The 13,946-nt window shown below is 65.0% G+C and carries 12 protein-coding genes; 6 read left to right on the plus strand and 6 right to left on the minus strand.

Annotation, left to right across the window (positions count from 1 at the left end; all coding sequences use genetic code 11):
• Positions 1–38 precede the first annotated feature (38 nt).
• Positions 39–569, minus strand: coding sequence for an SH3 domain-containing protein (locus tag AC1RR3_RS18380; protein WP_492824522.1), 531 nt, complete (start codon positions 567–569; stop codon positions 39–41).
• A 331-nt stretch (positions 570–900) separates the two neighbouring features.
• On the opposite strand from AC1RR3_RS18380, the gene AC1RR3_RS18385 reads away from it, so the two are divergent.
• Positions 901–1,902 carry a 2-hydroxyacid dehydrogenase gene (locus tag AC1RR3_RS18385; RefSeq protein ID WP_492824523.1) on the plus strand — a complete coding sequence of 334 codons (1,002 nt, stop codon included), beginning with the start codon at positions 901–903 and terminating at the stop codon, positions 1,900–1,902.
• 134 nt (positions 1,903–2,036) lie between these two features.
• On the opposite strand, the gene AC1RR3_RS18390 is transcribed toward AC1RR3_RS18385, so the two are convergent.
• Positions 2,037–2,948 carry a LysR family transcriptional regulator gene (locus AC1RR3_RS18390; protein ID WP_492824524.1) on the minus strand — a complete coding sequence of 304 codons (912 nt, stop codon included), beginning with the start codon at positions 2,946–2,948 and terminating at the stop codon, positions 2,037–2,039.
• A 116-nt stretch (positions 2,949–3,064) separates the two neighbouring features.
• On the opposite strand from AC1RR3_RS18390, the gene AC1RR3_RS18395 reads away from it, so the two are divergent.
• Positions 3,065–4,072: an aldo/keto reductase gene (locus AC1RR3_RS18395; protein WP_492824525.1), complete on the plus strand. Its 1,008-nt coding sequence runs from the start codon at positions 3,065–3,067 to the stop codon at positions 4,070–4,072.
• A gap of 9 nt (positions 4,073–4,081) precedes the next feature.
• Here the strand turns inward: AC1RR3_RS18395 and AC1RR3_RS18400 are convergent, their stop codons facing one another.
• Entirely contained in the window at positions 4,082–4,885 is an 804-nt protein-coding gene (locus AC1RR3_RS18400; protein WP_492824526.1) for a HesA/MoeB/ThiF family protein, read from the minus strand.
• A 91-nt stretch (positions 4,886–4,976) separates the two neighbouring features.
• On the opposite strand from AC1RR3_RS18400, the gene AC1RR3_RS18405 reads away from it, so the two are divergent.
• Positions 4,977–6,338: a serine protease gene (locus AC1RR3_RS18405; RefSeq protein ID WP_492824527.1), complete on the plus strand. Its 1,362-nt coding sequence runs from the start codon at positions 4,977–4,979 to the stop codon at positions 6,336–6,338.
• 89 nt (positions 6,339–6,427) lie between these two features.
• On the opposite strand, the gene AC1RR3_RS18410 is transcribed toward AC1RR3_RS18405, so the two are convergent.
• Both AC1RR3_RS18410 and ggt read right to left on the minus strand, forming a co-directional pair.
• The gene (locus AC1RR3_RS18410) at positions 6,428–7,522 is read right to left on the minus strand and encodes a sensor histidine kinase (protein WP_492824528.1); all 1,095 of its coding nucleotides are present in this window, start codon (positions 7,520–7,522) and stop codon (positions 6,428–6,430) included.
• A 190-nt stretch (positions 7,523–7,712) separates the two neighbouring features.
• The gene (gene ggt / locus AC1RR3_RS18415) at positions 7,713–9,392 is read right to left on the minus strand and encodes a gamma-glutamyltransferase (RefSeq protein ID WP_492824529.1); all 1,680 of its coding nucleotides are present in this window, start codon (positions 9,390–9,392) and stop codon (positions 7,713–7,715) included.
• Between the two features lie 241 nt (positions 9,393–9,633).
• Here ggt and AC1RR3_RS18420 point away from each other — a divergent pair, with 241 nt between their 5' ends.
• Positions 9,634–10,371, plus strand: coding sequence for a nucleotide-binding protein (locus tag AC1RR3_RS18420; protein ID WP_492824530.1), 738 nt, complete (start codon positions 9,634–9,636; stop codon positions 10,369–10,371).
• A 252-nt stretch (positions 10,372–10,623) separates the two neighbouring features.
• Here the strand turns inward: AC1RR3_RS18420 and mutM are convergent, their stop codons facing one another.
• Positions 10,624–11,505, minus strand: a complete 882-nt coding sequence (gene mutM, locus AC1RR3_RS18425) for a bifunctional DNA-formamidopyrimidine glycosylase/DNA-(apurinic or apyrimidinic site) lyase (RefSeq protein ID WP_492824531.1) — start codon at positions 11,503–11,505, stop codon at positions 10,624–10,626.
• A gap of 81 nt (positions 11,506–11,586) precedes the next feature.
• On the opposite strand from mutM, the gene ubiE reads away from it, so the two are divergent.
• Both ubiE and ubiB read left to right on the plus strand, forming a co-directional pair.
• The gene (gene ubiE, locus AC1RR3_RS18430; protein WP_492824532.1) at positions 11,587–12,348 is read left to right on the plus strand and encodes a bifunctional demethylmenaquinone methyltransferase/2-methoxy-6-polyprenyl-1,4-benzoquinol methylase UbiE; all 762 of its coding nucleotides are present in this window, start codon (positions 11,587–11,589) and stop codon (positions 12,346–12,348) included.
• Positions 12,345–13,919 (plus strand): 2-polyprenylphenol 6-hydroxylase, encoded by a 1,575-nt coding sequence (gene ubiB / locus AC1RR3_RS18435; protein ID WP_492824533.1) that lies wholly within the window; start codon positions 12,345–12,347, stop codon positions 13,917–13,919. Before ubiE ends, ubiB begins: the two co-directional genes overlap by 4 nt.
• Positions 13,920–13,946 lie beyond the last annotated feature (27 nt).

A 13,946-nucleotide genomic window follows, 5' to 3' on the forward strand; every position in this document is an offset into this window, starting at 1 on the left:
ATGGCCGGGATGTTCCCGGCCATTGTCGTTTCGGGCCGTTAGTTGACTTGCTCGTCCGAGTAGACACCCCACAGGCGCTCCTGCTGGATCCAGCCGTCAAAGCCGTTGCCGATCACGCGGCACCAGTTTGCGGTGCACTTCTTGACCTGCGTGACGACGCCGGCCTGGAGCCGGGCTGCAACTGCGCTGTCGGGATCAGCGCGGTCGTAGATCGGAGCAAGGTCGTCCTTGTGCTTCATGGTGACGACCGCGGTGCGGCGGCCCGACAGCAGCGAATGATAGACCCAGCCCTCGGCGCCTTCGGAATCGCGCACCCGGCGCCAGTTCTCGAACTCGGCGGTGATTTCGACCGGCAGGCCTGAACGGGTGTAGACCCAGGCCACGTCGTTGTCCTTGGTCGGACCGGCGCGGACGTTCACGTGATCCGACTTGAGGCTGACATAGCGTGGCACCGGGAGGCCGCTGGCGGTCTGGGGGGTATTGTCCTTCGCCGAGTGCCCGGGGCTGACCGAGGCGCTCAACCAGGTGCAAACGAGCGCCATCACCGAACAAAATCGCCCCAACGCCATCAACCCGTCTCCTGTCGAAGATCCGGCCTCGCGCCGGACCCTCACCCCAAAATTCCAAAAACCCCAGCCGTCCACGTCCCTGACCCGCCCCACGCGGATGTTCCGCCAAGCCTCAACCCGTGGTTCTTGTCTTGGCCCGGCCTTCTGCTAGGAAGGATGGACATCTGAACAACCAGTTTGCCCCGATTTTCCGGCCGGAAATGTCGGGAGAGCTTGAAGGAAACGCCGGGGACGACACGGCAAGGGCAGTGTCGAACAACCGGGTTAATGAGACCTCAACGGCCGGCCTTTGGCGACAGAGGCGGTTTGCGACGCCTCATGAGAGCAGGACATGTCGGTGAAGAAAAAGCCCCTCGTCGTCGTGACGCGCAAGCTGCCGGATTCGATCGAGACGCGGATGCGCGAGCTGTTCGACGCACGCATCAATCTCGAGGACACGCCGATGTCCGCCGAGCAGATCGCGGAAGCCGCGCGCACCGCCGACATATTGGTGCCGACCGTCACCGACCACATCACCGCTGATATCGTCAACCAGCCCGACTGCAAGCTGCGCCTGATCGCCAATTTCGGCAACGGCGTCGACAATATCGACGTCGAGGCCGCGCATGCCCGCGGCATCACCGTCACCAACACGCCAAAAGTTCTGACCGAAGACACCGCCGACATGACCATGGCGCTGATCCTGGCGGTGCCGCGCCGGATGATCGAAGGCGCCTCGATCCTGACGGAAGGAAAGCCGTGGCCCGGCTGGTCGCCGACCTGGATGCTCGGCCACCGTATCGGGGGAAAACGTCTCGGCATCATCGGCATGGGCCGCATCGGCCAGGCCGTGGCGCGCCGCGCCCGCGCCTTCGGCCTGCAGATCCACTATCACAACCGCCGTCCTGTCGCGCCTGTCATCGCCGAAGAGCTGGGCGCGACCTATTGGGAAAGCCTCGACCAGATGCTGGCGCGGATGGACATCATCTCGGTGAACTGCCCGCACACGCCGGCGACCTATCATCTGCTCTCGGCGCGGCGGCTGAAGCTGATCCGAAAGGACGCCTACATCGTCAACACCGCGCGCGGCGAAGTGACCGACGAGGACACGCTGATCAAGCTGATCGAAGCCGGCGAGATCGCCGGCGCCGGCCTCGACGTCTACGAGCACGAGCCCGCGGTGAACCCCAAGCTGGTGCGGCTTGCCAAGGCCGGCAAGGTGACGCTGCTGCCGCATATGGGTTCGGCCACGATCGAAGGCCGCGTCGAGATGGGCGAGAAGGTGATCATCAATATCCGCACCTTCCTCGACGCCCACAAGCCGCCGGACCGCGTGCTGCCGAGCATGCTCTAGGCCTAACCAGCCGCGTCACTCTCCATCCTCATGCTGAGGAGCCCGCCAGAGCGGGCGTCTCGAAGGATGGCCGCGGGTGAGAGATGGGCCTACATGGTTCGAGACGGCGCTTCGCGCCTCCTCACCATGAGGGTCTACGGTCCGCGCGTTTCGCGTTTGCGCCAGTCGGCGACGAAATCGATGAAGGCGCGCAGCGCCGGCGGCACCTGGCGCCGGCTCGGATAATACAGGAACGGGCCCGGAAACGGCTCGCACCAATCCTCGATCAAGCTCACCAGCGCGCCGGACTTCACGGCGTCATGGACATAACCACCGATGGTCGCCCAGATGCCGACCCCGTCGAGCGCAGCGCGCATCGCAAGGCCCATGTTTGTCGAGATCAGTTTTGCAGGCGGATCGACTTTCATGATCTGGCCGGACTTCTCGAATTCCCAATCATGCATGACACCGCTCGAGTAGCGGGCCCGGATGCAATCATGGTCGAGCAGGTCCTTCGGATGCTTCGGCCTGCCGCGGCGCGCGACGTAAGCAGGCGACGCCACCACGACATAGCTCTGCGGACCGCTCAACGGGATCGCCACCATGTCCTGTGCAAGATGTTCGCCGTAGCGCACGCCGGCGTCGAAGCCCGCGCTGACGATATCGACGAAGCCGCTCTCGGACACGATGTCGAGCTCGACCTGGGGATGCGCGTCCAGAAACGGACCGACCATCGGGGCCAGCACGAGATCAACCGCTGGCGGCGGCGCATTGATGCGCAGGCGGCCCGACGCGACCTCGCGCAGGCCCCGGACCTGATCCAGGGCATCGCCGACGTCGCGGAGCGCCGGGGCGACGCGCGACAGCAGCAGCTCACCCGCCTCGGTCAGCGCCACGCTGCGGGTGGTACGGTTCATCAGCCGGACGCCGAGACGCTCCTCAAGGTCCCGCAGCCGCTGGCTAAGGCTCGACACCGACACGCGAATTTCGACCGCCGCACGGCGGAAATTGCGGGTGCGGGCGATCGCCACGAAGACGTCGAGATCGCGCAGATCAGGATCAGCCATTGTTCGCTAATGTGAACAAGGTATTCCAGATTGTCCAGCTTATCGGCGCAATCGACCGGGCGCATATCTGGCCTCGTCACGCGGCGCCATCCGCCGCCTACTTGAGGAGAGCCATCATGGAACAGCGCAAACTCGGTTCAACCGGCCCCACCGTCTCCGCCCTTGGCCTCGGCTGCATGGCGATGTCGGACGCCTATGGCCCGTCCGATCGCGGCGAGAGCATCGCCACCATCCATGCGGCGCTCGACGCCGGCATCACGCTGCTCGACACCGGTGATTTCTACACCATGGGCCACAATGAAATGCTGGTCCGCGAGGCGCTGAAAGATATTCCGCGCGACAAGGTGCAGATCAGCGTGAAGTTCGGCGCGCTGCGCGGCCCCGCCGGCGAGTTCGCCGGCATGGACACGAGGCCAGCTGCGACCAAAAACTTCCTCGCTTACTCGCTACAGCGACTGGGCACCGACTACATCGACGTCTACCGTCCGGCGCGGCTCGATCCCAACGTTCCCATTGAGGAAACGATTGGCGGTATCGCCGACCTCGTGAAGGCCGGCTACGTCAAACATATCGGCCTGTCCGAAGTCGGCTCCGACACCATCCGCCGCGCACATGCGGTGCATCCGATCGTCGATCTCCAGATCGAGTACTCGCTGATCGAGCGCGGCATCGAGCGCGACATTTTGAAGACCTGCCGCGAGCTCGGCATCGCCATCACCGCCTATGGCGTGCTGGCGCGCGGCCTGATCAGCGGCCACTGGTCGAAGGATTCTGGAAAGGCCGGCCGCGACTACCGGCTGATGACGCCGCGCTTCCAGGGCGCCAATCTCGACGCCAATCTCGCGCTGGTGGAGCAGCTGCGCGCGATCGCCAGCGAAATCGGCGCAACGCCGGCGCAGGTCGCAATCGCCTGGGTGGCAGCGCAGGGCAAGGAGATCATCCCGCTGGTCGGTGCACGCAACCGCAACCGTCTCAGCGAGGCGCTCGGATCAACCAAGGTGACGCTGACGCCGGCGCATCTTGCGGTGCTGGCAAAAGCCTTCCCGCCAAATGTCGCCGCCGGCACGCGCTACGCGGCCGAGCAGATGGCGCATCTCGACAGCGAGAAGCCGGCCAGCGCGTAACTGCTGCAATCAAGTGCGATGGGCGCTGAGGTCGGTGACCACAGGCCCATCGCCATTGAGCGGATTGGCCGGGTCGCGCGCGTAGCGCAGCGTCTCGAAGCGCATCGCGCGCGCATCGATCATCAGGAGGCGGCCGACCAGGCCGTCGCCAAAGCCGACGATCTCGCGGATCGCCTCGAGCGCCATCATCGAGCCCATCACGCCCGCGAGCGCGCCCATGACGCCGGCTTCGGCGCAGGCCGGCACGGTGCCGGGCGGCGGCGCTTCCGGAAACAGGCAGCGATAGGTCGGATTGAACACGCCCTGCTCGTTGGTCTCATGCGCGCGGATGGTGGTGAGCGAGCCATCGAAGGTGCCGAGCGCTGCGGTGATCAGCGGGCGCTTCGCGAAGAAGCAGGCATCCGAGACCAGATAGCGCGTCGAGAAATTGTCGGAACCGTCGAGCACGAGGTCGTAGTCGCCGATCAGCGACAGCGCATTGTCGGCGTTGAGCCAGGTGGCGTGGCCGACGAAGCGGACATGTGGATTGAGCGCTGTGATCCGTTCGGCGGCACTCTCGACCTTGTGCCGGCCGATATCGGGCGTCGTATGGATCACCTGACGCTGGAGATTGGACAGCGACACCACGTCGTCATCGACCACGCCGAGCGTGCCGATGCCGGCGGCAGCCAGATACATCAAGGCGGGCGCGCCGAGCCCGCCGGCGCCGATCACCAGCGCGGAGGCGCGCTTCAGCGCGGCCTGGCCGGGACCACCGACATCGCGCAGCACGATATGGCGGGCATAGCGTTCGAGTTCGTCCGGGCTCAGCACCTTCTCTTACTCCTGAACCACCCCAATAGTGTTCGCGACCAACGAGATGTGCTTCAATGGCATTGCGTTCAATGGGCTGGCTGGATTTGTCATGAGATCGATGCTTGCGGCAACACTGATGTTTGCTTCTGCCACAGCCGCGAGCGCCCAGATGACGACGCCGCAGATCCCCGGCACCAAGCCGAAGACGGTCCAGACCGTACCAATCAAGCCGCCCGCCCTGCAGACGCCGTCGGAGACAGCCGACGCCATGGCGCAGGCCGAGCGGCTGGCGCTCCAGTCCGACCTCGCCTGGGTCGGCCAGTATAACGGCGCCATCACCGGCGATATCAGCGCGCGCATGGTCGACGCCATCAAGGAGTATCAGAAGCTCAAGGGCGGCAAGCCGACCGGCGTGCTCAATCCGCAGGAGCGCGCCGCGCTCGCCGAGACCGCGCGACGCAAGCAGGACAGCGTCGGCTGGAAGATCGTGACGGAGATGACCAGCGGCGCCCGGCTCGGCATTCCCTCAAAACTGGTGCCGCAGCAGACGACCGACGCCAACGGCTCGAAATGGACCTCACCGACCGGAACCGTGCAGGTGCTGCTCAGCCGCCGCAAGGAGGTGAACCCGACCACGGCAAAGCTCGCGGACGCGGAGAAGAAGGAGCCGGCCGGGCGCAAGGTCGACTACACCGTGGTGAAGCCCGACTTCTTCGTGCTGTCGGGATTGCAGGGCCTCAAGAAATTCTACGTGCGCGGCACCTTCAAAGGCGACGAGGTCCGCATCATGACGATCCTCTACGACCAGGCGACCGAGAACACGGTCGAGCCGGTCGTGATCGCGATGTCGAGCGCGTTCAATGGCTTTCCGTCAGGACCACAAGCCGGACCAGCACCGCGCAAGACCGTCGAATACGGCACCGGCATTGTCGTCAGCGATGACGGTGCAATCCTTACCGACCGCCTCGTCACCGACGGCTGTCTTGCGATCACCATCGCCGGCTACGGCAGTGCCGACCGCCTCGCCGAGGACAAGGAGCACGACCTCGCGCTGCTGCACATCTACGGCGCGCGCGGATTGAAGCCGCTCAGCCTCGTCGGCGGCGCAGGCAAGACGAGTGTCGATGTCGTCGGCATTGCCGATCCGCAGAGCCAGGGCGGCGCGGCGGGCGTGTCGAGCGTCAAGGGCGCGCTCGCGCCGGTGACATCAAGCGATTCGGCGCTGTCGCCGGCGCCGGCGGTTGGATTTTCAGGTGGCCCCGCAATCGACGCCGACGGCAAGTTCGCCGGCGTCGCGCTGTTGAAGCCGGCGCTGGTCGCGGGACCCGCGACAGCGGTGCCGGCGTCACAGGCCGTAATCGTGTCCGCGGAGACGGTGCGCGATTTTCTGAAAGCGAACGGCGTTGCGGCGAGTGGCGCGTCGACCGATGCAAGAGCCGCGGTCGTCCGCGTGATCTGCGTGCGGAAGTAATTCGGACCACGCCCGCGCTTCCTCTCCTGTCTCGACGCGTGCAGCAAACAAAATGTCGCGCCGCCGCGCCACGCTGCTTCCGCTCCGGCTCACGAGCCTTTCGCGTTTGCCAGATTTTCGAGGGGGGCGGTCAGGCGGCAAACGAGACCGGTCGAATCATAGGAAACGTCGACGGGCCCTCCAAAATCGTCTTCCAGCACCCGGGAGATGAGGCGTGAACCAAAGCCCACGCGGGACGGCTTCGACGCCATGGGCCCGCCAAATTCCTGCCAGGCGAAAACGAATTTTGGCGCTCCGTCCTGATCCACGCATGTCCATGTAATCGACACGCGGCCGCTCGCCACGGTCAGGGCGCCGTACTTCAAAGCGTTGGTCGCGAGTTCGTGGATCGCAAGGGACAGACCGAGAGCCTGTCGCGATTTGACGACGAGTGGCGGACCGGAAACCGTGAAGCGGCCTTCGCCTGTCCGATAGGGCATGAGAGCGGTGTCGACCACATCCCGAAGGGGCGCGGCAGCCCAATTTGCGGCGGTCAACAGGTCATGCGCGCGGCCGAACGCGCCAAGTCGCGCCTGGTACTTTTCGAGATCCGCTCTGCTGGATGGCTCGCGAAATGTCTGGGCAGCGACCGCGCTCAGGACCGCAAGCGTATTCTTGACGCGGTGCTTCAGCTCCTCATTGATGAGGCCCAGCGCTTCCCTTGCCGTATGCTCGGACGTGACATCTCTGCAGACGACAAGCACGCCGCCAACCTTGTCTTCGAGGTCGATTGGACCATAGCTATACGTCCACCAAACGTCCTCGCGACGACCATGACGCGTCACCGGCACAAGCTGGTCCTCGTTCCAGGTCGCACCCTGGCCCGACATGACGTACTCGATCTGCGGACCAATGATGTCCCAGATCTCGGCCCAGCACTCGCGGCCCCGTGCTCCCAGGGCGCTCGGGTGCCGCTCCGGCCCCATCGTCTCCCGGTAAGCATCGTTGTAAAACTGGATGAGGTCTGGCCCCCACCAGATGAACATCGGGTGGCGCGAGGTCAGAACGAGCCGGACGGTAACGCGAAGACTTTGGGGCCAGGTTTCCGGAGAGCCTACCGACGTTTTCGACCAGTCGAACGCTCGCACCAAAGCGCCCATTTCGCCGCCCCCGGCCAGGAAATCGCTGACTCCATCTCCACCCATACGCGCAACCTTACCCGAACACCGACCGACAACCCCGTCGTCAGAGTTGCGTAGCATACAGCGCACGACTCATGTCGTCATCCGCTCGATCAGGCCGGGCATGCGACATCTGCCGGAAACCAGCGAATGCCTTTGTCCAAAAATTGCCAACGAAGCTCAAAAACCGCCAGAGCGTCCTAGGAACACTCCACTAACTCAGCCTGAACCGCACACCACTGCGCGCGAGGCCACCGGAAATTCCAACCGGCGTCCCATCCGCGCGCCAGCAGGCGGCGCCAGTCATGGTGCCGTCGTCGTGGAAAGCGATGCCGTTCATGCCGCCGGCGACCGTCGCGACGGGCTGCACCTTGTGACCGAGCGCAGCGAGCCTCAAACGCACGGCCTCCGGCACCTTCTGCTCCACCTCGAGCGCATTGCCCTCGGTCCAGACTCGCGGCGCCTCGACCGCCTCCTGCAAGCTCATGCCGTGGTCAATCAGATTGACCAGCGCCTGCATCGCGCTCGGGAAGATGCGCTTTCCGCCGGGCAGCCCAAGCGCAAAGCGCAGCTTGCCGTCATGCAGCGCCATCATCGGCGACATCGAGGTCGTCACACGCTTGCCCGGCGCGAGCGACAGCGCATGGCCGGGACGCGGGTCGAACAGGTTCATGTAATTGTTGGCGATGGCACCGAGCCCCGGGATCATGATCTTCGCGCCGAACAGATTGTTGATGGTCTGGGTGGTCGCGACCACATTGCCGAACGCGTCGGCTGCGGTCATGTGCGTGGTGTGCGCGCCTTCGAGCTGCGACACGCCGGCGCCCCAGGCCTGCGCACGCACCGGATCGATGGCGCGGCGGCGCTCCTCGGCATAAGCTTTAGACGTCAGCTTCTCCACGGGCACACCGACATAATCAGGATCGCCGCTGGCCGCGGCGCGATCGGCGAAGGCGATCTTCAGAACCTCGGCGAGATAGTGGATCGTCTCCGCTGTACCGAAGCCGAGGCCGCCGATGTCGTAACCTTCCAGAATGTTCAGCATCTGCGCGATATGCACGCCGGAAGCGGCGGGCGGCGGCGGGCCAAAAATGGTCCAGCCGCGATAGTCGGCGCGGATCGGCTGCCGCTCGACGGTCTTGTAATTCGCGAGGTCATTGCGGCGGATGAAGCCGCCGGTCTTCTCCATGTAGTCTGCGAGGATGTCGCCGAGCGGTCCCTCGTAGAGCGCGGTCTCGCCGTGATTGGCAATGGTGCGGAGCGTCTCGGCATATTCTGATTGCACCACGCGCTCGCCGACCTTCAGCGGCTCGCCGTTCGGCAAGAAGACCGCCGCGATCGGCTTGTCCTTGCGCATCTCGGCAGCGCACTCGCTGATGCATTCGTGCAGATACGGCGTCGCCGCATAGCCGCGCGCGGCATGCTTGATCGCGGGCTGCATGACGTCGGCGAGGCTCATGGTGCCGAACCGGCGCAGCGTCTCGCACCAGGCCTTCAGCGAGCCCGGCGTCGCAACCGCCTTCGGGCCGTTGAGATTTTCGTTACCGACGGTGTCGAACACGTCATGTGCCGAACCCGGCTTCGACGTGTAGGTGGTGTCGCGCACCGAAGCGGGTGCGGTGCTCTGGCCGTCAATGAAACGATGGCTGCCGTCGGCGAGCCGGATATGCGCCATGCCGCCGCCGATGATGCCGACCATCATCGGCTCGACCACGGTCAGCGTGAACAGGGTTGCGATCGCAGCATCGATGGCGTTGCCGCCGGCGGCCAGCATCTCAGCGCCGGCGCTGGAGGCCAGCGGATGGTTGCTGACCACCATGCCGCGGCTCGAGACCGCGGGCATTTTCTGGCAGTCAAATGTGGTTGCCGTCCGGTCGCGCCAGTTTCCGCTCATGCCGCTTGTCCCTCTTCATTCACGGCGGCGAGCACATCACACGCACGATTACGGGTCCAGTAATGGTACGGATTAGCTGGCATTCCCGATTCTGCCATCATTGTTACCGTTGATTCGGACCTCCGCGATCCCCTTTGGATCGGGCCGGCACGTCCTGAGCGAGAAGAGCTCAGCATCGCAAAGCGATGCACGTTCGCGTGGCGTTTTCCTGACCCAAGCACTCCAAAGGATTGACCTTCAAATGCACACGATCGTACTCGCCACCCAAAAGGGCGGCAGTGGCAAGAGCACCCTCGCCATCGGCCTCGCGCTGGCGGCCAAGCAGGCCGGCTTCACCGTCCGCCTGATCGAGACCGACCCGCAGGGCACCCTGTCCAACTGGCAGCGCCGCCGCAGCACCGATGATCTCGTCGTCGAGCCGATCTATCAGGCCGCCGATATCGAGCCGCGCCTGAAGATGCTGGCCGAGAGCGGCCTGCAGCTCGCGATCGTCGACACCGCGGCCGGCCTGTCCGCCGCCACCACCGCCGCGATCCGCCATTCCGATCTCTGCCTGATCCCGGCCCGCCCGAGCGTCGCCGACATCGAGGCGACGGTCTCCACCCTCAGCGTCGCGCGCGCTTGGAAGCGGCCCTACAGCTTTGTGCTGAACCAGACGCCGATCCGCGGCCAGCGCATCGACAACGCCGCCAACACGCTCGCGGAGGAAGCCGCGCTCGATCTCGCCGAGGTGCTCGCGCGCCCGCTGATCGTGATGCGCAACGATCACCAGGACTCACTCGCCAGCGGCCTCGCCGTCAGCGAATTCGCGCCGAACGGCAAGTCGGCGGACGAGATCCGCGGCCTCTGGCGCTGGATCGAGACCCGGCTCGAGCTCGAAGCCACGACCAATGTGCTGATCGACCAGGTCATCTCGGCCGCGGACGGCATGCTGCACGTCGCCACCGAGCTTGCGGCGGACGAAACACTGGCGTCCTGAGCGGGGCGATCGCTCAGACGACAGCCGGCCCTTCACCATCCGGAAGGGCCCCAGCGACGAAGCAATCCGGCCACCAGCCCGGCCGGATTGCTTCGCTTCGCGTTCCATCCACGCGTCATTGCGAGCGCAGCGAAGCAATCCAGAGTCCCTCCGCGGAAAGATTCTGGATTGCTTCGCTGCGCTCGCAATGACCCGCGTGGTGGGTCCGTCGCCTCGCGGAAACTCAACGCTTCGCGACTTCGAGCCTCATCCTCACTTCTGACATTTCGGACACCAGAACGTCGACCGCCCGTTCTGGGTAAAGCGCTTCACCGTGCCGCCGCACCCTGGCGTCTTGCAGGTCTCGCCTTCGCGGTCGTAGACCTTGAACGAGTGCTGGAAATAGCCGAGCTCGCCGGAGGTCTGGCGATGGTCGCGCAGTGACGAGCCGCCGGCCTTGATGGCGTCGTTCAGCACGGTGTGAATCGCGCCAACCAATCTCTTCGCATGGTCTGTCGGTTCGCTCTTCTTCGTCGATAGCGTCGCGGCGATCCGGCGCGGTGACAGATGCGAGCGGTGCAGCGCCTCGCAGACATAGATGTTGCCAAGCCCCGCCACCACGCGCTGGTCGAGCAGCGCGGCCTTCAGGCTGGTGGTCTTGCCTTCGCAGGACCGCGCCAGCATCGCCGCATCGAATTCGTTGCCAAGCGGCTCGGGGCCGAGATCGCGCAGCAGCGGCTCATCCTCAAGCGCATTGCGCGCGATCACTTTCATGTAACCGAAGCGGCGCGGATCGTTGAAGACGATGTCCGCACCCGAGGACATCCGAAACAGCACGTGGTCGTGTGTGGAGTCTTTGCCCTTCGGATAGTGAAACTCGCCGGGTGCCGAAGCATTATCCGGCTTGATGACGCGGAACGAGCCCGACATGCCCAGATGCATCAAGAGCACGTCGCCGGAGGCGAGATCGGCCATGAGATATTTTGCACGGCGGCCAAGCCCGGTGACGACCTGCCCCTGGAGCCGGGCCACGAAGTCGGGCTGGAACGGAAAGCGCAAATCGGGCCTGCGGGCCTCCGCGACGAGGATTTTCGCGCCCTCCATGACGGGCTGAAGGCCGCGGCGGACGGTCTCGACTTCGGGCAATTCAGGCATGGTCAGGCATTCACCTTATGAGGGCGGTGTGATAGCGCCATTGCGGCGGGCGCGCTATGGTCCGCCCTGTGGAGTAGAGTAATGGATCGGCCGGGCGAAACCACGCATTTTGGCTTCAAAGACGTTCCCCTGGGGGACAAGCAGACGCTGGTGAACGATGTGTTTCACAGCGTGGCGTCGCGCTATGACTTGATGAACGATTTGATGTCCGGAGGCCTGCACCGGGTCTGGAAGGACATCATGATCAACGCCCTCAACCCGCCCAGGGGCAACCAGCCATTCGCGTTGCTCGACGTTGCCGGCGGCACCGGCGACATCTCGTTCCGCGCCGCCAAGGCGGCAGGCCCCGGCTTCCACGCCACGGTCTGCGACATCAATTCCGACATGCTCGCCGTCGGCCGTGAGCGCGCCGCCAAGCGTCATCTCGAGACCCAGGTCGATTTCGTCGAAGGCAATGCCGAGGCGCTCAGCTTTGCCGACCGCAGCTTCGACGCATATACGATCGCTTTCGGCATCCGCAACGTGCCGCAGATCGACCTTGCGCTGCGCGAGGCCTATCGCGTGCTCAAGCCCGGCAGCCGTTTCCTGTGCCTGGAGTTCTCGACCGTCGAGATGCCCGGGCTCGACCGGCTCTATGACCTGTTCTCGTTCAAGGTGATCCCGCCGCTCGGCCGGATGATCACGGGCGATGCCGAATCCTACCAATATCTGGTCGAATCGATCCGCAAGTTTCCAAAACCCAACGCCTTCGCCGACATGATCCGCAACGCCGGCTTTTCCCGCGTGAGCTGGCAGACATTGTCCGGCGGCATCGTCGCACTGCATTCGGGCTGGCGTTTGTGATTTCTGCCATCACCCACACTGCGCGCCTGATGCGCGCTGCGTTCGTGTTCGCGCGCGAGGGCGTGTTCGGCTCGGTCGATCCGAGCCTGGTGCCGCCGCCCGGGCAACTCGCGCTGAAGCTTGCGCGCATCGTCGAACGGCGCGGCCCCAAGGATGGGCCCCGGATGTCGCGTGCGCTGACCCGGATGGGCCCGGCCTATCTCAAGCTCGGACAATTCCTGGCCACGCGACCCGACGTCGTCGGCGTCATCATGGCGCGCGACCTGGAAAGCCTGCAGGATCGCCTGCCGCCGTTTTCGCAAGCCGAGGCGGAAGCTGCGATCGCGACCTCGCTGGAGCGGCCGCTCACGGACGTGTTCGCCAAGCTCGGTCCGCCGGTCGCGGCCGCCTCGATCGCGCAGGTGCATCGCGGCGAGGTGCTGCGCGACGGCATCAGCAAGGCGGTCGCCGTGAAAGTGCTGCGGCCCAACGTCGCCTCGCGCTTCCGCCGCGACCTCTCCGATTTCTTCTTCGTCGCGCACAAGGCCGAGGCCTATTCGTCCGAGGCGCGGCGGCTGCGCCTGATCGAGGTCATCAACACCATGTCGCGCTCGGTCGCGATGGAGATGGATTTGCGGCTGGAAGCGGCCGCGCTGTCGGAGATGGCGGAGAACACGCAGGGCGATCCCGATTTCCGCGTGCCTGAAGTCGATTGGGACCGCACCACGCACAACGTGCTGACGATGGAGTGGATCGACGGCATCGCGCTGAACGATCACAAGCGCCTCGAAGAGTCGCAGGTCGACCTGCCCGATCTCGGCCGCAAGGTGATCCAGAGTTTCCTGCGCCACGCGCTGCGCGACGGCTTCTTCCACGCCGACATGCATCCGGGCAATCTGTTCCTGGACGATGCCGGCCGCCTCGTCGCGGTCGATTTCGGCATCATGGGCCGGCTCGGCATGAAGGAGCGGCGCTTCCTCGCCGAAATCCTGCTCGGCTTCATCACCCGCGACTATCGCCGCGTGGCGGAAGTGCATTTCGAGGCGGGCTATGTGCCCGCGCATCATTCCGTCGAGAATTTCGCGCAGGCCATCCGCGCCATCGGCGAGCCGATTCACAACCGCACGGCGGAAGAGATCTCGATGGCGCGGCTCCTGACCCTGCTGCTCGAGGTCACCGGCCTGTTCGACATGACGACGCGGCCCGAGCTGATCCTGCTGCAGAAGACCATGGTGGTGGTCGAGGGCGTCGCGCGCGGCTTCGATCCCAAGCTCGACATCTGGAAGGTCGCCGACCCCGTGGTGCGCGAATGGATCGAGCGCAATCTCGGACCGATCGGCCGGGTGCAGGGCGCGCTTGCCGGCGGCGGCGATCTCGCCCGCGTGCTGATGCGCCTGCCCGATATCGCCCAACGCTCCGTCGCGGTGCTCGAGCAGCTCGAAGCCATGACGCGGGACGGCATCCGGCTGTCGCCGGAGAGCATCGCGGCCATGGGCCGCAGCGAAGGCCGCAAGAATCGCTGGCGCACCGTGGCGCTCTGGATCATCGCCGCGACCTTCATCGGGATCCTGATCGCCGTCCGGAATTTGTGATTGCACTGCAATCACTTGCTTGATAGC

Source organism: Bradyrhizobium sp. GW821-FHT13H05, from assembly GCF_058804065.1.